The sequence below is a fragment of the Exiguobacterium sp. B2(2022) genome (assembly GCF_028823655.1).
Lineage (GTDB): Bacteria > Bacillota > Bacilli > Exiguobacteriales > Exiguobacteriaceae > Exiguobacterium > Exiguobacterium aestuarii_A.
Window position 1 is genome coordinate 29,364 of sequence record NZ_JAPEHX010000009.1, and the last position, 20,142, is coordinate 49,505.

A 20,142-nucleotide genomic window follows, 5' to 3' on the forward strand; every position below is an offset into this window, starting at 1 on the left:
TTTTGATGAAAGTGAGACGATACGGACATATCCACCAACTAACCTTTTATGCTCCCGTTCTTCCGATCAACGTCCAGCTGATCGAACATGAACTTGGGCTCGTCTTGATTGACACGGCGCTAAAACGGAATGCGGCAAATATTCTGGCATATATTGAAGAACTCGACAAACCGCTTCTTGCCATTTTATTGACGCATGCCCACGGAGACCATGTCGGTGGGGTAGACGCAATCAAAGCTGCACATCCACTCGCAGAACTGTTCATTTCCCGGCGTGATGCCCGCTTACTATCTGGAGACCGTTCACTAGATGAGAAAGAAGAGCACAAGATACGGGGTTCCTTGCCGACGATCCGTTCTACACCAGATACGTTGTTAGATCCCGGGGAGCGGCTATTCGGTCTACGTGTTCTTGCAGCAAGCGGTCATACACCAGGATCAATTGCATTTTACGATGAAACGAATCGGGTGTTATTCGCCGGAGACGCTTTTCAGTCGCAAGGAGGGGCCGCAGTGGCGGGGGACGTCCGTCCGTTGTTCCCGCTGCCTGGTCTTGCGACATGGAACCGATCCGTTGCTGTAGGGAGTGCGGAGCGGCTGGTCGATTTGTCACCACTCCTGACGTTTGTCGGGCATGGTCCGCCACTCAAAGGGACACACCGTCTCTATTTGGCATTGAAGCGGGCGAAACGCAAACAGGCAAGGAAGTTTACTCGATGATGGAAGGATGAGACGATGCAACTAAAAGAAATCCCAATCCATCAATTTGAACAGGCCCAGCAGATGCTTGAGATTCAGCGGAATGCATATGCTGTTGAAGCGGAATTACTCGGATTTGACGAGATTCCGGCACGATATGAGACGATTGATGTCATTCAAAACTTGCCAGGTACGAGCTATGGATTGTATGTCGAGGAGCGGTTGATTGGATTTGTCACCATTGAAGCATCTGAAAACACGGTGGAGATCACAAAGCTTTGTATTGATCCGACATATTTCCGGGCGAGACTGGCGACGACGCTACTTGAGCACGTCTTGAGTATTCATAGAGGACAGCTTGTATACGTGCATACGGGCAAACATAACGGGCCCGCCAAGCGTCTATATACGAAACTTGGGTTTGTGCGAAGTGCTGAATTTGAACCAGAACCAGGTGTCACATTAATTCGATATACACACTCTTCTTAATTTTTATCTCATCTCACTATCATAAGTATACTAAGATAATGAGATGAGTCTTTATTTTTACTGATAATATATGTTATGTAAACTAATAAAAAAAGAGTATGAAAATACTCTTTTTATGATTGCCCCCCTTCTTCAAAAATCTTGTACCAATACAAGGTCAAATCAATCTGTAGATTCGCGTGTTGTTTCATTGTATCGACTCCTCCAAGTTGGAATCCCTCTTTTCTATAAAAGCGACATGCAATCAAGTTATCGTTCTGCGCCTCAAGAGATAATCCAATCAGTTCTTTCTCTTTGGCCCAACGTTCGGCTGTCTCAAGCAACATTTTTCCGATTCCTTGCTTACGGTACGTCATTTTGACTGCGATGTTTTCGATATATGCAAATCGATTCCAATCTTTTACGAGTCGAATTTGTCCTACACACTCATCTACATCCATCGCTACATATACGATTCGATTGTCCTGACTCATATAAGCATGCCAGTTGATTTCGTCGTCTGGGAATGATATTTCTTTCACCTCATAATCAAGCTCTTCAACATATGTCCATTCGCCATTTATATAACTTGGTATAATTCGACCGATGATTGGGAATGGATCATTTGTGTCATTCATTTGATTAATGAGCGACGCTTCAAGTCTTTTTAGTTGAATACGACTCATCCGCTCCGCCTCTTTTCCCTGTAGAGTATTCTCTATTTATTCATTTCAACCATTTCTTTTATTATGTAAAATAAGAATCTGTTTCATTGATTGTAGTTGTCTGTATTAATGAAATGAATTTTGCTTTCAAAGGAATGTTAGCGCTTTATGAATAAACGTTTCAAATGTAATTCGAATCTGTTTAATACGTGCTTCACAGTTGCTAGACCGGTGAACTCATGCTATTTTTAGACAGATGAAGCATCTAAGGAGGAATTCTTGTGAAACGCACAACAAAAGGTTTGGCAGCAACATTGTTTTTAGCAATCCCACTTGCCGCTTGTGGTGATGATAGCACGAATCAAGCAGATACGACACGTTGGGAAGAAATTCAAGAAGAAGGAACGTTGACAGTCGGAACGGCTGGTACGCTCTACCCCGCTTCTTTCCGTGAAGAAGAGAGTGATACGTTGACAGGTTTTGACGTGGAACTCATGAAAGAGATTGCTAAGCGCCTCGAGCTTGAAGTCGAGTTCAAAGAAATGGCGTTTGACAACATGTTGACAAGCGTTCAAAACGGACAAATCGACGTCGCGGCGAATGATATTTCGGTCACCGAAGATCGCAAGGAAAAGTTTGCTTTCTCGAAACCGTATAAGTACACATACGGAACAGCCATCGTTCGCAAGAGTGACCTTTCAGGCATTGAATCGCTTGAAGACTTGAAAGGTAAAAAAGCCGCTGGCGAAGCGACGACCGTCTTCATGGACGTGGCACGTCAATACGGAGCTGAAGAAGTCATCTATGACAACGCCACGAACGACCAGTACTTGCGTGACGTCTCGACAGGACGTACCGATGTCATCTTGAACGATTACTATCTTCAAACGCTTGCGCTCGCCTTCTTCCCAGAGTTTGATATCACGATTCACCCTGATATCGCTTATAACCCGCAAGAAGTCGCATTCTTGATGGATAACGAAAACGACGAGCTTCAAGAAAATATCGACCGTGTATTAGAAGAGATGCTCGAGGACGGTACGGTCAAAGAGTTGTCAGAACAATTCTACAACGGGGCGGACGTCTCGGTTGAACCTGATGTGGACGCGACAATCGTCGAGACGAAGTAAGGATATGATATGACGTTCTCAGATATCAAATGGGACGCCATCTTTGACGTAGACCTGGCCATCGAGTCGTTCCCTTATCTGTTAGGTGGATTACCGAACACACTTTGGATTTCCTTTACGAGCATGTTTTTCGGTCTTGTGCTTGGTCTGATATTGGCGCTTGGGAAGTTGTCTCCGACGCGACTCCTTCGCTATCCATCGACATTTTATATCTCGTTCATGCGTGGTGTGCCCATTCTGATCATCTTGTTCATCCTCTATTCGGGATTCCCGTTCATCGGAATTGAGTTTGCCGCATTGACGGCAGCCATTCTCGGGTTTAGTTTGAACTCTGCCGCCTATATCGCCGAGATTATCCGCTCGTCGATTCGTGCGGTTGATGACGGACAGGTGGAAGCGGCCCGTTCCCTCGGGATGGGGAAATGGTTGACGCTCAAAGGTGTCGTCCTACCCCAGGCGACACGGATCGCCCTCCCCCCTCTTTCGAACGTCTTTCTCGATTTGATTAAAGCGAGTTCTCTTGCGGCGATGATTACGGTTCCAGAGATTTTCAATAAGGCGAAAATCGTCGGGGGTCGTGAGTTTGATTATATGACGGTCTATATCGTCGTGGCTTTGATTTACTGGGCGATTTGTACGTTCATGTCGTTTTTCCAAGAATGGCTCGAACGTCACTTCGAACGATATTTAGATTCTCCAAAACGATGACTGACTGGCGCATGCCAGTTGGTCTTTTTTATATCTTCGTCAGAATGTAAGCAATCATGATTTTCCGCACACCTTAATCGTCGATTATGCTATGATTTTCTTAATTATCAGAAAAATATAGGGGGATTTTGAATGGTGCATCCATGGGTTTCACATTTAAATGATCAAGTCATCGGGCAATCAAAAGCAATCAAGCTTGCCTCAATCGCATTATTATCAGGAGGACACGTGTTACTAGAAGACCGTCCAGGAACAGGAAAAACGACTCTCGCACGTAGTCTCGCAAGTTCCGTATCAGCGACGTTTCAGCGTGTTCAATGTACGCCGGACACTTTACCGAGTGACATTTTAGGAATGGAATTGTTCAATCCGACGACGGGGGCGTTCGAACGTCGGACGGGACCTATTTTTACGTCAATCTTACTCGTCGATGAGATCAACCGGACGACACCGCGTACGCAATCGGCCTTGCTTGAGGCGATGCAAGAACGTCAAGTGACGCTCGGGGAAGTGTCACTTCAGTTACCGGAACCGTTCTTTATGATCGCTACACAAAACCCGTTCGACGGGCAAGGGACATTCCCGCTTCCGCAAGCACAATTGGATCGATTCCTGTTCAAATTGACACTCGCTCCCCTGTCACGAGATTCAGAGCGTCGTTTGATTCGGAATGAGCATCTGTCGACAGAGCCATTCTCGCTTCAACGTGACGAGCTGTTGAAGATGCAACAAGAGGTACGCGATGTGAAGTTCCATGAGGCGATGGAGGACTATCTCCTCGATTTGATGGAGTCACTCCGTCACCACCGGGATATCGAGGTGGGGCCGAGTCCGCGAGCAACCCTTGCCTATACGATGGCGGCCCGGGCACATGCCTATATGGAAGGACGAGACTTCGTTTCGCCAGAAGACATCCGAGCGCTCGCTCTCCCGATCCTAGGACACCGAATCGTCTTGACGGTCGAAGCTTCCTTGAAAACGAAACCGACGAAGCTTATCAAATCAGTACTCGAGACCATTCCGGTCCCATCAGAGGTGTAAGATGCAGTTAGTCAGCCCACGCTATCTCGAATCCGGATACATGTGGCTCTTGTTTGTCGTCGGGGTCTTCACTGCGCTTTATGGGAATGTCTTGATTGCGAGCCTATTAATCGGCTTCAGTCTCTATGCCTTGGTCATGCCAGCTTTCATGTTTCGGTTAGCGGAGCATGTACATGTCGACCTCACCGAGGAGTTAAAACTTTTCCCGAATGACGACGCCGTCTACGTGTTAAAACTCGTATCCACTGCAAAAGTACCACTCGGAGTCGTACGGCTATCCGGGTATTTACATCCAACCGTCGAGTCGGAAGGTCACGCGTTTTGGCGCCAGGAGAACTTTGTCGAGACGAATGCAACCGTCGACTTTACCATCCCGCTCCATGCCAAGAAGCGTGGACCCATCCGTCTTGAGGCAATCGGAATGGAAATTCGTGACCCGCTTCGTATGTTCTCTCTATACAAGGAAGACACCCTTCCCCGAATCGGTTATGTGTTCCCTGAGTTTTCACCGTATCCGATCCCGAAACGGCCACCTACCCTCCCTGGTGAGGAGATGGTCCGACATAGCGCCTATCGTGACCCGGAAACGTTCCAGTCGGTCACCCCGTATCACGGACAACCGATGCGACAGTTGTACTGGTCCGCTTATGCAAAGACAGGGGAACTGCTTGCCCGTACAGAGCAACCGGTCCAAGCGAATGAGTATGTGATCGTCCTCGATTTGTTGACGAAAGATGGACGAGCCCTCACCTATCAGATGGAACGACTCATCTCTCAAGCGGCAGCCCTATGCCGCGATTTTGAGAAAGAGAATGCGAGTTACGGTCTCATCGTCCCGACGCTTACGAAAGACGGAATCACATACGACCTACCTCCTGGAAGCGGCGAGGTGCATTTCCGTAAGATCATGACGACGTTCGCCTGTCTGTCGGAGAGTGATTTTCCATTGGCACGCTCCTTGTTCGAACGAAAAGTTGCCAAGTATAGCGGGAATCAATCGATCTTACGGTTAGGGGGTGACGGTCAATGAGATGGTTATGGTGGGTCTTCGCGGCATTTTATATCGGTCACGTGTTTCCGCTTCTCTTTTTATTGACGCTACGCCTCCCTCGGAACACACAGCTTATCGTGCAGACGGTCCTTTCGATCGGTGCCCTGTACTTCTCTTATGAGATGAGCATCTTGCTTTTGGTCTTCACGTACGTGCATGCATTTATCCGAACGTTGGATTGGACGGACCGTTACGCGATGGCGAGTGTCCTGTTCTTAGTGGCCGACTGGTTATTCCCACCGGCGACCCAGCCGCTCGCGATGGTGCTCTTTCCGTTCATCTTTTTGATCTGGCAGCGGAACCTTTACTATCGTCGTGACTATAAGCGCATGGTGACGATGCTTGCTCTCGGGCTAGGAATCGGGTTAGCCGTCTCCCTCATCATCCGTACGATCAAAGAGCTGTTGTTTGGGAATGTCATCGCCTGGATCAGTCCTTTCTTCTTATGGATCGGCAGCTGGTTCGACGGCATCACACTCGATCCGAATGACCGTGTGAACCGCTTCCTCGTGCCAGATAACCCAAACATCGATGCGGAGACAGTGTCGCAGGAAACGCTACTGGAGTCCGCTTCGAACGAGTCACTCTTTTTCATCGGTATCTTTGTTCTCACGCTATTGATTGGTGTCGGTTTGTTCTTCTATTTACAGAAGCGAAAAGACATCCAGGAAGACGGGATGATTCCAAAGAGTATTCATCACCCGACGCTTTCCAATAAACGAATTGTTCGTTCCCCAAGACAGATTCAGCTTCTCGAAACGGGACGGAAGCTCGAACAAGTGCACCCGCGTCTCCGTGAAGAAACGGTATCTGACTGGCTACAACGAATTGAGTTCACGAACCACACCTTATATGCTGAATGGTTAGAGGCAGCGGAATATGGAGACAAGGAAGCCCCGAAAGACGTCAATGAATCATTCGAGCGTCTTGTCGCACAATTGAAGAAACGCTAAAAAAACATCCGGTGAGGACTTTCCTCTACCGGATGTTTCGCGTTATAGGATCGGGCTGAGCAGGCGTGATACGCTCTCTTTAAATCGAATCCAACGGGTTCTCGACTCGTATCGCTCAATCGTCAACCGTTCGGCACGGGATTCGTCCCGTTCGAATGCATCGATGACCGATTGTGCGACATCTCGGTCGAAGACGAGTGCTGAGATTTCAAAGTTGAGACGGAAGCTTCGCGCATCGATATTCGTGGTCCCGATGGAAGAGACCTCTCCGTCAATTACGAGCGTCTTCGCATGGAGGAATCCTTCCTCGTACGTAAAGACCTCGGCTCCGTAGCGTACGAGTTCCGCCGCATTCGCATAAGTCGCCCAGTAGACAAACATATGGTCCGGCTTATTTGGAATCATCAGCTTAATTTTGGTACCTGCCATGAGAGCAATCCGACAGGCATCAAGGAAGCTCGCATCCGGAATGAAGTATGGTGTCTGAATATAGATACAATCTTTTGACTGTGTGATCATTTTGACGAGCATGTTCTTCAGGTGCTCCGTCGAAGAGTTCGGTCCTGAGGTCACGATTTGAACCGGTGAAGCATGATGTGAGATTCCCTCGGTCGGCCAGACAAAGTCGTTTTTCCGTGCTTTCGTTTTCGTCGGGATCGAGCGATTCCAATCTAAGATGAACCGTTCTAATAATTCCTTCACGGCGTCGCCAGAGATTCGTAAGTGAACGTCACGCCAATAGCCGAAGTGCTCATCTTTTCCAAGGTATTCATCCCCGACGTTAAAACCCCCGATATAACCGAGTTCACCGTCGATGATACAGAGTTTTCGGTGATTTCGATTGTTGACTCGGAAATTTATGCCGAGTTTGGACGGGAAGAACGATTTGACTTCTCCTCCGTGAGCGAGTAAATCCTTAAAGTGTTTATGTCTTAATCCTCTCGATCCGACAGCATCATAAAGGAGACGGATACGTACCCCTTGTTTCGCCTTCTCCGTTAACAGACGAATGAGAGACTGACCGAGCGGGTCGTTTTGGATGATGTAATATTGAATGTTCACTTCTTTCGTCGCGCGCTCGATGTCTTGAAACATCTGGTCGAACTTTTCCGTTCCGTCGTGCAGGACGGTGATATCGTTGTGGAATGACATCAGCGCATTCGTCGACACGAGATTCAGACGTGCCAGCCGACGATATTTTAAAAGAAGCGGATGATTGAACGGGGCGAGTGAACGGTCGAGCTGATCGAGTTGTTCTTCGACATGGTGGTGATACGCTTCGCGTTTCTCTTCTTCCACTTCATAAAAGTTTTGAGACTTGATCAGTCGGCCGAAGAAGATGTACACGAAAAAGCCAATGAGCGGTAAGAAGAAGAGAACGAGCAGCCATGCCCACGTCGTACCGATGTCCCGCCTCTCAAAAAAGATGATGGTGACGGCGAACGTGAGGTTAAGCAATAAGATGAGCCATGTCAGTATGACGATGATGAGTCCGATTGTTACTTCCATCGTATCCCTCCCTTTCCTTCAATTCTTACCCGAAATCAGGCATTCTTAGCAGATGTTTTTCATGATATGGGTATACATATATGAGGAAGCGATGAAATGGAGGGTGTTTATGGAAGACATGATGATTGGATTCAGCTTACTTGTCCTCATCGGCGCACTTTCGCAGTTGATTGCATGGCGTTTTGACTTTCCTGCCATCTTGATTATGACGGTTGCGGGTATCCTGGTTGGTCCGATTTTCGGATGGTTAGAGCCAGACTTAATATTGGGTGATTTATATAGCCCGCTCATCTCGATCGCCGTGGCGCTCATCTTATTTGAAGGCAGTCTCAGTCTCGAGTTTAAAGAGATTGATGATTTAAGAAAGCCAATTTTTCGTCTCGTTACCGTCGGTGTCTTCATTTCGTTTATCCTGACCTCTATCTTATTGATTTGGATTGGAGATTTTCATTGGTTACCGGCTTTCACACTGGGTGCCATCTTCGTCGTGACGGGACCGACCGTGATCATCCCGTTATTACGTCAAGCAAACTTATCCGTTCGACCTTCGAAAGTGTTGAAGTGGGAAGGGATTATTGTCGATCCACTCGGTGCATTGATGGGTCTCTTCGTCGTACGGATCGGCTTTATTTTGTATCAAAATGACGGACTCGCGAGCCATCTACCTTTCTTTTGGTCCTGTATCGTCGCCGTCGCTTTTGGGATTGCCGTCGGACATTTACTCATCCGCTTGTTCGGGAATGAGAAAGTCCCAGAATATTTACGGACGACGTTGACATTCTCCGGAGTCCTTCTTGTCTACTCCATCAGTGAATGGGTCATGCATGAAGTCGGACTGTTGGCCGTGACGGCGATGGGCTTGACAATGGCGAACTCTAAACATGGACATCTCCACATTTTGAAACAACTTCGTGAATTTAAAGAAAATATCTCTATCTTGCTCGTTTCGACCGTGTTTATCATTCTGACCGCGAGTTTGACCCGCGACAGTTTACTTGCCATCTTCGACTGGCCGCTCCTCTTGTCGATACTAGCAATTTTATTCATTGTCCGCCCCGTTTCGGTGCAATCGTCGTTACTCGGTTCGTCATTGACGACGAAAGAGCGGGCGCTCATCAGCTGGATTGCCCCACGCGGAATCGTCGCCATGACGGTGACAGGATTTTTCGCACAAGAGATTGCGGAATTAGGGATTGAAGACGCAGAACGGATGCTCCCGACCACGCTCGGTCTCGTCGTCATCTCGGTCGCCTTGCATGGATTGACGATTAAGCCGCTCGCTAAACGATTAGGTTTGACGAAAGTGAAGAATCCTTGGGAGAAAGGATAAACACAAAAAAGACACCGCCCGATGGCAGTGTCTTTGATGAGCTTGAATTAGTTCAAGACTTTGATTGTGATTGATTGACGACCGAAGTTGAGCGCTTGCTCTTGTGTCGGCATCAAGATATCAATTTTGTTACCTTTGATGGCACCACCAGTGTCTCCTGCGATTGCTTCTCCGTATCCTTCAACCCATACTTTAGAGCCGAGCGGAATGACAGAAGGGTCGACCGCGATGACTTTTTGGTTAGGGTTCGAACGAACATCGATACCTGTCGCTGTGATACCAGAACATCCAGCGCAGTATGGTGTATAAGCTGTTGCTTCAACAGTCATTGTCTTACCTGAAGCCGGAGCTTGGGTTTGCGTTGTAGACGATGCTGTTTTTGTTACTGGTGCTGATGTTGAAGTCTTCGGTGCTGATGTTTTCGCATCATTCGCTACCGATGCAGCTGCTGCACCTTTCACGGCGAACTCTTGTCCTGGGAAAATAAGATCTGAATCAAGACCGTTCCAAGTCATCAATTGATTAACAGAGATCCCGTGGTTCAATGCGATACGATAAAGTGTATCACCTGATTTAACTGTATACGTTTTAGATGCAGTAGAAGCTTGTGATTTCGCTTCTGCCTTTCCAAGTTTCAATACTTGGTTCGGGTAAATCATATTTGAGTTTAAGCCGTTCGCTTGTTTAATGTCGTTTACAGAGACGTTGTTGTTCACGGCGATACGGTAGAGTGTATCTCCAGACTGAACTGTGTGTGTTGATGCTGCCGAAGCTGGAGCAGCGACTCCTAAACTAAGGCCAGCGAGTGCCGTTAGTGTCAATAGTGGTTTTTTCATAAGAATATTCCTCCCTTTTCTAACGCCCCCTTACTGTAACACCTCTATATTTCATAGCGATTACAGGACGATATGAGAGTCATATCAGTTCATTTACAGAACAATTCACGGGGATGAGAGGATTCAGAAAATTGTTTTAATCTATAAAAACGGCTTTGTAGAGCCATTTTACGATATAATCAAGAGAGAAATAAGGAGGTTTTGGTCTTTGGAACTATTACTGCTATATTACATTGTGACTAATTTACTAGCGTTTGTGTCATTTTTTGTCGATAAACGACGGTCTCGGATCGGGGCTTGGCGCATTTCAGAGCGCACGTTATTGACGATGGCATGGATTGGCGGGGCATTTGGTGCTTATTTGGCAATGCGCATCTTCCGACATAAGACATTGAAGCCTAAATTCCGGATCGGGGTACCTGTTGCCATTCTCGTCCACGCGGCTTTTACAGGGTGGCTCATCTTTTAAGCATTATATAGAGGAAACACAATCATGATTAAGATTACGGGTATGAGGAAATGTTGAAATCGTCCCTGTTTTTGGAGGAATCAAAGTATTTGACCCGTTAAAAAAGAAACGAAATATCGGAAAACTACCGAAACGAGGAGATTGTCATTTTGGAAAGCACGATACTGACGAATCAAGGGGCTTCCACATTTACCATCACGAATCAGTTCACGGTATTATTGATCGAATCAGGGATTGTGGATATTCGGGTGAACGGAGAGAATATAAAACTTCTTTCAAAAGAAAGTATCCTTTTGGCGTCTGGACAAAGCTATGTCGTGCAACACATGGAAGAGACTTCGCAAATCATCAAACTTGAATTTGATCCATATGAGTTGTTCCATCCTAGATTGTCCGAAGAATATGTAACGCCATATCTCGCAGGCTACAAATCTATACATATCTTAAAGAGGGAACGAACGCACCGCTCCATCGTTCAAACGATTAAACAAGTCGTGAACCATTTACAGGTAGACGGACCGCTTAAACGGATGGATGCGACACTGCAATGTGCGGTGATCTGGCGTTATTGGATTCAGCAAGATAACCAAGGAATGAATAACGAGAAAAAACTGGAGAGTCTTCGAAACATGCTGGCATATATTCAGTTGCAGCTTGAAGATAAATTATCGTTAGCTCAAATCGCGACTGCGGGTGATGTAAGTCGCAGTGAATGTTGTCGGCTGTTTACAACGTTCGGGAACACCTCCCCCCTTGCGTATGTCCAAGTTAAACGAATGGACCGGGCCGCAATCCTATTAAAGGATTCGACTGAATCGGTTGCTGATATCGCCAATCGCCTGAGTTACTCCAGTGTCAGTCACTTCGTCCAGACATTTAAAGCACATCATTCGATCACCCCGCTCGTCTATCGAAAAAAATACCAAACGAAAAGAGCCGAATGATTTCGGCTCTTTTCGTTTATCTTGCCGTCCAACCGCCATCCGCTTTCAGTACATCTCCATTTACAAAACTTGAATCGTCTGACGCTAAAAAGAGCGCGACGTTCGCGATTTGTTCGGGTTCACCCATCGGTGCTTCCCCCGCACCTTGGATGGCACGCATCCCGAGTTCGCTCGGAGCGGTGATCGTCGAACCGATATTCGTATTGACACCACCTGGCGCGATGGCATTAGCTCGAATCTTACCGAGTGTCCCATGGGTCGCTGCAATATTTTTCGTCAACCCGATCAAGGCATGTTTCGATGCCACATATGCTGCGCCTCCGCGAGTGCCGAACAATCCTCCGACAGATGCGTTGTTGATGATGACCCCACCACTATCTTGTTTCTCCATCACTTGAATGGCGGCACGGGCTAATTTCATCGGTCCGGTCAAATTGACAGCAAGAACTCGGTCCCATAGTTCATCCGTCACTTCCCCGACCGTCATAAAGTTGTCCATGATGCCCGCATTATTGACGAGAATGTCGACCGATCCAAACGTTTCTTTCGCCGTATCGACGAGACGGTCGATATCTGACTGATTCGTCACGTTACCCGCGATACCGACGACATCCCCACCTCCCGTCTTCATCTCTTCGACCACTGCCTGCACAGAATCTTCATTCATGTCGAATGCGACGACCCGCGCGCCTTCCTTCGCGAAGAGTTTAGCGATGGCCCGCCCCATACCAGAGCCGGCCCCGGTGACGATTGCTGTTTTCCCCGAAAGTTTCATCCATCATTCCTCCTTTAAACTTAAGAACGTATATGATGCGTGATGATAGAAAGCTACCTATCACTAAGTTATACCCTCATTTGTTCACGAACACCGAGAGAAAGATGGCGAAATTTCTTCAATTGATTTCCAATCATCTTTATTCTTGAATGGAAACCATTTTTAATAGAGGAGAGATGACGTGAGACAATTCAAGGTAACCATCCACGGTCAAGGTGACCCTGTGATATTCCTTCCCGGTGGCGGATTCACCGGGTCTCAAGGACAACAGTTTGTCGAAGCGTTGCATAAACAATTTGAAATCCATCCGCGGATTGGGTCGAGTCGTACCGAACTTCACGACAATTAGAGTCCATTCGGTTGATCGGACATTCGATGGGTGGGGCCATCGCGCTTGCTTACGCGGTCCATTACCCAGACCAGGTCAGACGGTTGATTCTCCTCGATCAAGGTCATAAACCGAATGCCATGATTCCTTTTCGTGAATATGGCATATTCGGATTCGCTTTCCCCCTGTTGCGACTGCTCTATCACAGTTCCCCGAAGCGCCTCATGAAATCGATTGAAGCTCGCATGAACAAGAGTGATTCCGTATTTTCTGAGGAACGGTTCCAATTGTTCTGTCGACGGGTTGGGGTAGAATCAACATCGATGATTCGAACGGCTTTCGAACAGCCCGCTCGTTTGTCGACCGGTGGCCTACATTTATTGTTCGGATACGACGGACTGGACTTTAAGGATTTGCTTCGACGGGTCAAAGTGCCGACGCAACTCTATTATGCGGACTTCACAGGTATTGATTTGAAGGAGGCGAAACGGACGCTCCGGCATATCAAACGAGCGGAACGGGAGCTTCATCCCTCTGTGCAATTGATTGCCGTCCCAGGTGGGCACTTCGTCCAGTGGAGTCGTCATTTCTCGATGGAACACGTTGAGCGGTTCTTACGTACAGAAGAAGGCAACGGATAATTCTCCGCTGCCTTCTTCTTCATCATGATATCCAGTTGTGGCGTATGAGCCATTCGTGGAGCTGGTGTCGTAGCTCGGGATGGAGCGGCTTCTTAAGTTGTGCACGATATTGTTTTTTCACGTCCAGAATGCTCATCTCCCCGTCGAAAGGTTTCAACATATGGTCCATGTTTCTAATCTTTTGTACCACGATATGTTCCGCGTGAAGAGCATCGAGCTCGTCAAGATGATGGACGTCCGTTTGAACATCTCGATCTCCTGTCAGTGCGAGTGTCGGTACATTCAACTGAATCAAGCGATCCCGGAGCGACTCATCCGTATACGCAAGGTGTTCCCGTAACCATTTGGCAGGGAATTTCATTAGTTGAATCCGCATCGTATCCTGATCCGTCGCTGTGACACGTTCGAACAGTTTTTGTTGCTTTCCGATGACCGACTTCTCGTTCAAACTGAGTCGGAGTAGCTTTCCTTTGATTCCTTTCGTACGTTTCACTTCATCAAGTAGGAAGTGCGCCTGTTCCTGCATGCTCGTCTTCAAGGCCACACCGGCACCAGACAATAGAATCAGGCCGGAAACTGACTCGCGTTCAGCAGCAAGCGTCGCGACGATACATCCTTCGCTATGACCGAGCAGCAAGATGTCTTGTGAGACATGGTCAAGCGATTTCAGATAACGAATCATCGGTGCCACGTCATCAACGAGCCCTGACAGACCGACGGTATTCCGATTTCCCCCACTCTTGCCGATGCCACGTTTGTCAAAACGTAACGTGACGAAACCTTGTGTCGTCATCCATTCTGCCAGGTCTTTATACAGATTCGACTTGAAGCCTGTCCCATTCCCGTCGCGGTCCAATCCACCGGTCCCCCCGATGAGGATGATGGCTGGAAATGGCGACTGGCCATCATGTGGAGTCGTCATTGTAGCCGCGATGGTTGATTCTCCTTGAATGAATACCTGTTCTTGCTTATACATCATTCATCTCCTCCTTTTTCTTCGACCGGCATGAACGCATACGAGAACTTTCGTAACGTGCGTTCTTTGGATGGCTCATGGTCCAACACATCTTCTAATAAGTCATAAAGACCTCTCAAGAATCGGTCACTTTCGGGATCGGACAGGTAGAGCGGGATGCTCCGGAATCCGACTTTGTCTTCTGGGAGGTCAATCGAGTCGCGCTTCAGATAGTTGCCGAAATCCATGAGCAGTGACATCGCAAACGTGTAACAGACCATATACAGTTGCTCTCGGTCTTCCTCCTCGACAATCTTGTTGATACTGGTTAACGGATTGTTTTGAATCGCATATACTTTCTCATACACCCCGCGAACTTTATTTTCGCTCATGACAGATAAAATCTCGTCTTGTACCATTTTGTTGATATGGCGATAGAGGCTCGCTTGAGGAACATCGGGAAGTGCTTTTGCTAAGTCTCCGGTCGTGACTCCTTCATTCATCAGAACGTGTTGAAAGATTTTCATGCGAATCGGGTTCAATAAACTTTTTAAGACATCTTGATTCATTGATTCCACCTCAATGTTATCATATTTGATAATGTTATTATTTATGATAATATCATGTAGTCGAATCGTTGTCTATGTCCATACAAAAAGCCGCCCTCGTATGGCGGCTGATTCGATGCATGATTTATGATCACCGTTCACAGGCGATTCCGTCTTTGTCGCGGTCTTTTGATTGGTTCGCGTCATATAAGGCTTTATTGACATAAGGTTTATAACGCGTCTTTCCACCTTTGTTTTTGGTTGTCTTCGATTTGGCCACGCCCCCTTTATACACTTTGTTCATCTCCGTGCAGTTTTTGAAGCGTTTCGCAGCAGCATCGACCGAGTCTGTCGGTGTTGCCGTCAATCCAATCATAAGAATGAACGTCGATAGTGCCAGTGAGACTTTTTTCATCAAACCCCTCCTCTCACAAGTTATATCGGGTAAATTTGTGTGAGTTTTATCATTGAATGAGTGGATAAAAAATTCTTTCCGACACTGATGAAGTTCAAAAGAGATACTTGATGTTAATTTTTCTCTACGACACGTCGCACGATAGAGAAGAACACTTGGTTCGGCAGATAACGCTTCAGCGCAATCAACAGTCCTGCCTGTTTACCCGATGGATAGCGGAGACGCTTCTTCCGGTCGGTCGCTGCACGCCAAATCGTCTCGGCGACGACCTCCGGGCCTTCAGCGTTCGCACCAGCGGCATTCGTGTTATGGAGCGCGACTTCCGTATAGTTATCATATACATCGAGCGGTTGGTCACGGACGAGTTCTTGGGAACGACCATAAAAGTCTGTCTTGATTGGTCCTGGTTCAATCAATTTCATATCGATATTGAACGGTGCCAGTTCAAACTGAAGCGATTCGATGAATCCTTCGATCGCCCATTTTGAACTATGATACAGACTATAGATTGGGAATGTGATTTGACCACCGACCGAAGACACGGTCACAATACGTCCGCTCCGCTGTTTGCGGAAATACGGAAGAGATGCTCGGATCACGTTCATGACCCCGAAGACGTTCGTATCAAACTGACGCTGAATCTGTTCAGAAGAGGCTTCTTCAAAAATCCCGACCGCTCCGTACCCGGCATTATTCAATAACACATCGATTGTGCCGTAATCCGAGACGATTTGCTCGAAGGCGTCAAGAATGCTCGATTCGTTCGTAACATCTAGCTGATAGAGCGAGACCCCTTTTAGGTTAGACAGTTCTTGATGGTCTTCAGGACTTCGCATCGTCGCGGCGACATGCCAGCCTCGTTTGCTGAACAGTTCGACGGTCGCTCGACCAATCCCGCTTGACGCTCCCGTGATGACAATGGTTTGTTTCTGATTCATCTTCATTCTCCTTTTAACGTTTATACGTTTAAACTTTTAAACTAATTAGTGGAAAAGGAACCTTTCTCTTTGTTTCCAAAAAGAAAGGTCATAAAATACATTCATCTTCGATCGCACGTGTCAGTGCTTTGAGCAGTCCGACCGCATCCTCGAGGGTCAAGAAGTAAAAGTTCTCTGTCCCGATTTTCTCGGATGAGACGATCCCTGCTTGTCGCAACAGTTTGAGGTGATGCGAGATGGCCGGTCTAGACAACTCGATTTTTTCATCAATCTGATTGACGTTCAATCGCTCATGTCTGGCGATCTCTACAATGATGCGTTGACGATTGACGTCGGCTAATACTTGGAACAATGGGATTGCATCTTCAAATAAAGATGTGGCGACGCCTCGGGTGTTGTATCTGGTTGTTTCATATTCATCACTCCGTTTAAAAGTTTAAACGTTTAATCATGTATTCAGAATACTAGGTGATTCGCCTTCTGTCAACGAAGTTGTTCGTAGACTTCTCGAAGAATACTTGAAATCATATGTCTGGAGTCATAATCCCGCTTGGAGATTTGGACGAGCGGCGACGGGTCAGGGAAAAGGTGAGCGTTGATATCATCAATCGTATAGCCCGCAGCGGTTTTGGTTAACACGTCATCGGTCAAACGTTCTAGATAATCGAGCTTTTTGCTTAATTGCTCCCTTCCCTGTTCGAGATGTCCGGCATGCTGGCAGTACACTTCCTCAAAATCGAGGGACAGGACACGCTTGAGCGAACGGATCTGTTCAGGGACTGACTCCTCTGGAATCATGACCTTTGGATACGGATGAACGAACAAATCACCTGAAAACAGTCGACCGTTCTCCTCATCATATAAGACGACATGATTCGGTTCATGACCTGGTGTATGGATCACCTGATAGGTATGATGTTCTGATGTGATCTGATTGTCGTGATAGGCGATTGGCCGGAACGGTTCCGGGTCACCGGAGAAGCGTGCTCGATAAGCGGGGATATCTAGCCCCGTTATGCACATGTCTCTGGCAGATTCATGTATGTAGATTGGCACGCGATACGTTTGTTCGAGCCATGCGGCCGTCCCGATGTGGTCTTCATGAGGGTGTGTGATGCTAACGAGGTCAATCGGAACCGACTCATAAAAGGATTGGAGAGCGGGGAGCATCGTACGCGTCCCGGTATCGATGATCATCCCATCGAGATAATACACATACATCGACATCTCGAATGGACCGTTCTTTACTTTGGCGCAAACTGCGGTCACTGGTCCATGTTGCTTCACTTGCATCATTCTTCCCTCCTAACTCTCACTTTTCTTTATTATAGCGAAAAATAGCAAAGACCTGCATACATTTCACAGTTCTTTGCCCCCCTGTTTCACTTACAGTTCTTCCCCATTCGTCGCGATGACCCGCTTATACCAGTCGAACGAGTCTTTCTTCATCCGCTCCATCGAGCCGTTCCCTTCATTGTCGCGGTCGACGTAAATCATCCCGTACCGTTTCTTCATCTCTCCCGTCGTGAACGAGACGATGTCGATGATGCCCCAAGGCGTGTAGCCGATCAAGTCGACTCCGTCATAGAGGACGGCGTGCTTCAATTGTTCGATATGTGCCTTTAAATAATCGATTCGGGCCGCGTCATGAATCTTCCCGTCGACAATCTCATCGACGGCACCGAATCCGTTTTCCACGATGAAGAGCGGAATCTGATAGCGGTCATACAGACGATTGAGCGCATAACGGAGACCGACCGGATCGATGGCCCAGCCCCAGTCACTCGACTGGATGTACGGGTTCTCAACGCCGTTCGGCAGACCACCGTTCACGATATCCCCACGATTGTCCGCGACGACACCACTCTTCACGGTTGTCGACATATAGTAGCTGAAACCGAGATAATCGACCTTTCCGTTCTGTAAAATCTCTTCGTCCCCTTCAAGGATTGGGATGTTGTACCCTTCGCGTTCGAACTCGTTCAACGCGTAACTTGGATAAAACCCACGTACTTGCACGTCCGGGAAAAAATAACGTTGACGCATCATCTCTTCGGCCAACATGACGTCGTCCGGGTTCGATGAATACGGATAGATCGGAACGTGAGAGACCATGGCCCCAATTTCAAAATCTGGATTGATTTCTTTCCCTTTGGCAACGGCGAGGGCACTCGCAATCAGTTCATGGTGTCCCGTCTGATACATGACTTCACGCGCGTTCTCCCCTTCTTCTAGAAGGACACCTGAATTCGTCCATAAGAAGAGCGGGTTGTTGACGTCCATCTTGTTGTTGATTTCGTTGAACGTCATCCAATACTTGACCTTGTCTTTGTAGCGGTTGAAGCAGACCTCTGCAAAACAGACGAAATGGTCGACGACGGCACGGTTGCGGAATCCGCCATACTCACGTGCGAGGTGGAGCGGCATCTCGAAATGCGAGAGTGTGATGATCGGTTCGATGTCATGTTTGAGTAACTCATCGAACAAATCATCATAAAATTGAAGACCCGCCTCGTTCGGTTCTGCATCATCACCATTTGGAAAGATGCGACTCCATCCAATCGAAGTACGCAAGCATTTCAATCCCATTTCGGCAAAAAGCGCTACGTCTTCTTTATAACGATGATAGAAATCAATTGCCTCATGGTTTGGGTAGAATTCGTTCGGCTCAACCTTGTCCGTGATCCGACGCGCGACACCGTGTGCGCCTGCTGTCAAGACGTCGACGACGCTCGGTCCTTTTCCGTCAGCGTCCCAACCACCCTCGAATTGATGGGCGGCGAGTGCGCCTCCCCATAGAAAATCTTTCGGTAACGTCTTCATCCTCTATTCCTCCTTCTGATAAATCATACACGTCAAGTGTAATTGTACCGGTACAATTTAACAAGGTTGATACAATGAAACAATCTTGTTTTTTCATGATATAATACAAGAAGTGACGAAAAAGTGAGGAATGACCATGTTAAAATACCAACAAATCGCGAATGAAATAGAACAATACATTCATGAACAGAATTTAAAACAAGGTGATAAGCTACCTGTCCTTGAGCAGATGATGAGTCAATATGCCGTGAGTAAGAGTACGATCACGAAAGCGTTGGAACTGCTCGAACGAAAAGGCATCATCTTTCAACTCCGTGGTAGCGGCATTTTCGTCAGACGCCATAATCGTCCCGGTTATATGAGTCTCTTTTCCACCCAAGGATTCAAGAGTAACCTTGGAGATCGAATATTGACCTCTGATGTACTCGACGTGTCTGTTATGAAACCAGATGCGTTGGTGGCCGAAAATCTCGGGATTGACGTAACAGACGATGTGTATCGTGTCGAACGGGTAAGGTATGTGGACGGGGAAGTACTTTGTCATGAAGAATCGTATTATGTAAAAGCCATCGTCCCTTACTTGAATCGAGAGATTGTGGCCGACTCCATTTTCGATTACGTCCAAAGTGCGCTCGGCGTCTCAATTGGTTTTTCTGACATGTATCTACAGGTCGGTCGATTGACGGATGTGGAAGCAGGCCACCTCGGATTGCAAGAGAATGACCCGACACTTCGCATCGAAACGATCTTTCATCTGACGAACGGAAAACCTTTTGACTATTCACGGATCACCTACCACTATGCACATTCGCAGTTCGTCATTCAGGCGAACGGCCCCTATATGTAAAGAAACCCCTCATGCGCGTTGAACTGCTCCCCGTCAAGTAGACAGGGCAAATAATGAAAACCAAACTAGG

The 20,142-nt window shown here is 47.3% G+C and carries 24 protein-coding genes; 13 read left to right on the forward strand and 11 right to left on the reverse strand.

Features of this window, described 5'->3' with window-relative positions; translation table 11 throughout:
• Positions 1–5 precede the first annotated feature (5 nt).
• A complete protein-coding gene (locus tag ON063_RS02995; RefSeq protein ID WP_274664183.1) occupies positions 6–719 on the forward strand; it encodes an MBL fold metallo-hydrolase in 714 nt (237 codons plus the stop codon).
• A gap of 15 nt (positions 720–734) precedes the next feature.
• Positions 735–1,187 carry a GNAT family N-acetyltransferase gene (locus ON063_RS03000; RefSeq protein WP_274664184.1) on the forward strand — a complete coding sequence of 151 codons (453 nt, stop codon included), beginning with the start codon at positions 735–737 and terminating at the stop codon, positions 1,185–1,187.
• Positions 1,188–1,300: 113 nt separating this feature from the next.
• Here ON063_RS03000 and ON063_RS03005 read toward each other — a convergent pair whose 3' ends face one another.
• The gene (locus tag ON063_RS03005; RefSeq protein ID WP_274664185.1) at positions 1,301–1,852 is read right to left on the reverse strand and encodes a GNAT family N-acetyltransferase; all 552 of its coding nucleotides are present in this window, start codon (positions 1,850–1,852) and stop codon (positions 1,301–1,303) included.
• A gap of 260 nt (positions 1,853–2,112) precedes the next feature.
• Between ON063_RS03005 and ON063_RS03010 the strand changes: the two genes are divergently transcribed.
• The 5 genes from ON063_RS03010 to ON063_RS03030 all read left to right on the forward strand — a co-directional run bounded on the left by ON063_RS03010 (position 2,113) and on the right by ON063_RS03030 (position 6,714).
• Positions 2,113–2,961: a transporter substrate-binding domain-containing protein gene (locus tag ON063_RS03010; RefSeq protein ID WP_214760938.1), complete on the forward strand. Its 849-nt coding sequence runs from the start codon at positions 2,113–2,115 to the stop codon at positions 2,959–2,961.
• 9 nt (positions 2,962–2,970) lie between these two features.
• Positions 2,971–3,669, forward strand: a complete 699-nt coding sequence (locus ON063_RS03015) for an amino acid ABC transporter permease (protein ID WP_214692406.1) — start codon at positions 2,971–2,973, stop codon at positions 3,667–3,669.
• Positions 3,670–3,801: 132 nt separating this feature from the next.
• Positions 3,802–4,710 (forward strand): AAA family ATPase, encoded by a 909-nt coding sequence (locus ON063_RS03020; protein WP_214692405.1) that lies wholly within the window; start codon positions 3,802–3,804, stop codon positions 4,708–4,710.
• Position 4,711: 1 nt separating this feature from the next.
• The gene (locus tag ON063_RS03025; protein WP_271304786.1) at positions 4,712–5,740 is read left to right on the forward strand and encodes a DUF58 domain-containing protein; all 1,029 of its coding nucleotides are present in this window, start codon (positions 4,712–4,714) and stop codon (positions 5,738–5,740) included.
• Complete coding sequence (locus tag ON063_RS03030; RefSeq protein ID WP_274664186.1) at positions 5,737–6,714, forward strand: hypothetical protein; 978 nt, start codon at positions 5,737–5,739, stop codon at positions 6,712–6,714. The genes ON063_RS03025 and ON063_RS03030 overlap by 4 nt, the downstream gene beginning before the upstream one ends.
• Before the next feature lie 42 nt (positions 6,715–6,756).
• Here ON063_RS03030 and cls read toward each other — a convergent pair whose 3' ends face one another.
• Positions 6,757–8,223: a cardiolipin synthase gene (cls, locus tag ON063_RS03035; RefSeq protein ID WP_274664187.1), complete on the reverse strand. Its 1,467-nt coding sequence runs from the start codon at positions 8,221–8,223 to the stop codon at positions 6,757–6,759.
• A 109-nt stretch (positions 8,224–8,332) separates the two neighbouring features.
• Between cls and ON063_RS03040 the strand changes: the two genes are divergently transcribed.
• Positions 8,333–9,553: a cation:proton antiporter gene (locus ON063_RS03040; RefSeq protein WP_274664188.1), complete on the forward strand. Its 1,221-nt coding sequence runs from the start codon at positions 8,333–8,335 to the stop codon at positions 9,551–9,553.
• 47 nt (positions 9,554–9,600) lie between these two features.
• Here the strand turns inward: ON063_RS03040 and ON063_RS03045 are convergent, their stop codons facing one another.
• Complete coding sequence (locus ON063_RS03045; RefSeq protein ID WP_274664189.1) at positions 9,601–10,389, reverse strand: LysM peptidoglycan-binding and 3D domain-containing protein; 789 nt, start codon at positions 10,387–10,389, stop codon at positions 9,601–9,603.
• Positions 10,390–10,597: 208 nt separating this feature from the next.
• On the opposite strand from ON063_RS03045, the gene ON063_RS03050 reads away from it, so the two are divergent.
• Complete coding sequence (locus ON063_RS03050) at positions 10,598–10,858, forward strand: DUF1294 domain-containing protein (RefSeq protein ID WP_214692393.1); 261 nt, start codon at positions 10,598–10,600, stop codon at positions 10,856–10,858.
• 149 nt (positions 10,859–11,007) lie between these two features.
• Complete coding sequence (locus tag ON063_RS03055; RefSeq protein ID WP_274664190.1) at positions 11,008–11,802, forward strand: AraC family transcriptional regulator; 795 nt, start codon at positions 11,008–11,010, stop codon at positions 11,800–11,802.
• A 16-nt stretch (positions 11,803–11,818) separates the two neighbouring features.
• Here the strand turns inward: ON063_RS03055 and ON063_RS03060 are convergent, their stop codons facing one another.
• The gene (locus ON063_RS03060; RefSeq protein ID WP_274664191.1) at positions 11,819–12,577 is read right to left on the reverse strand and encodes a glucose 1-dehydrogenase; all 759 of its coding nucleotides are present in this window, start codon (positions 12,575–12,577) and stop codon (positions 11,819–11,821) included.
• Positions 12,578–12,758: 181 nt separating this feature from the next.
• Between ON063_RS03060 and ON063_RS03065 the strand changes: the two genes are divergently transcribed.
• On the forward strand, positions 12,759–12,926 hold the full coding sequence (locus ON063_RS03065; RefSeq protein ID WP_274664192.1) for a hypothetical protein: 168 nt from the start codon (positions 12,759–12,761) through the stop codon (positions 12,924–12,926).
• Positions 12,927–12,937: 11 nt separating this feature from the next.
• Complete coding sequence (locus ON063_RS03070; protein ID WP_274664193.1) at positions 12,938–13,546, forward strand: alpha/beta fold hydrolase; 609 nt, start codon at positions 12,938–12,940, stop codon at positions 13,544–13,546.
• 22 nt (positions 13,547–13,568) lie between these two features.
• Here ON063_RS03070 and ON063_RS03075 read toward each other — a convergent pair whose 3' ends face one another.
• The 7 genes from ON063_RS03075 to bglA all read right to left on the reverse strand — a co-directional run bounded on the left by ON063_RS03075 (position 13,569) and on the right by bglA (position 19,225).
• Positions 13,569–14,522, reverse strand: coding sequence for an alpha/beta hydrolase (locus ON063_RS03075; protein WP_274664194.1), 954 nt, complete (start codon positions 14,520–14,522; stop codon positions 13,569–13,571).
• Positions 14,522–15,070 (reverse strand): helix-turn-helix domain-containing protein, encoded by a 549-nt coding sequence (locus tag ON063_RS03080; protein ID WP_274664195.1) that lies wholly within the window; start codon positions 15,068–15,070, stop codon positions 14,522–14,524. Before ON063_RS03080 ends, ON063_RS03075 begins: the two co-directional genes overlap by 1 nt.
• 130 nt (positions 15,071–15,200) lie before the next feature.
• Positions 15,201–15,425: an excalibur calcium-binding domain-containing protein gene (locus ON063_RS03085; protein WP_370149069.1), complete on the reverse strand. Its 225-nt coding sequence runs from the start codon at positions 15,423–15,425 to the stop codon at positions 15,201–15,203.
• A gap of 152 nt (positions 15,426–15,577) precedes the next feature.
• On the reverse strand, positions 15,578–16,402 hold the full coding sequence (locus ON063_RS03090) for an SDR family oxidoreductase (RefSeq protein WP_274664196.1): 825 nt from the start codon (positions 16,400–16,402) through the stop codon (positions 15,578–15,580).
• Between the two features lie 88 nt (positions 16,403–16,490).
• Positions 16,491–16,754: an ArsR/SmtB family transcription factor gene (locus ON063_RS03095; RefSeq protein WP_274664197.1), complete on the reverse strand. Its 264-nt coding sequence runs from the start codon at positions 16,752–16,754 to the stop codon at positions 16,491–16,493.
• Positions 16,755–16,885: 131 nt separating this feature from the next.
• A complete protein-coding gene (locus ON063_RS03100; protein ID WP_274664198.1) occupies positions 16,886–17,695 on the reverse strand; it encodes an MBL fold metallo-hydrolase in 810 nt (269 codons plus the stop codon).
• 93 nt (positions 17,696–17,788) lie between these two features.
• Positions 17,789–19,225, reverse strand: coding sequence for a 6-phospho-beta-glucosidase BglA (gene bglA, locus ON063_RS03105; protein WP_274664199.1), 1,437 nt, complete (start codon positions 19,223–19,225; stop codon positions 17,789–17,791).
• Positions 19,226–19,361: 136 nt separating this feature from the next.
• Here bglA and ON063_RS03110 point away from each other — a divergent pair, with 136 nt between their 5' ends.
• Positions 19,362–20,072: a GntR family transcriptional regulator gene (locus ON063_RS03110; protein WP_274664200.1), complete on the forward strand. Its 711-nt coding sequence runs from the start codon at positions 19,362–19,364 to the stop codon at positions 20,070–20,072.
• Positions 20,073–20,142: the final 70 nt, after the last annotated feature.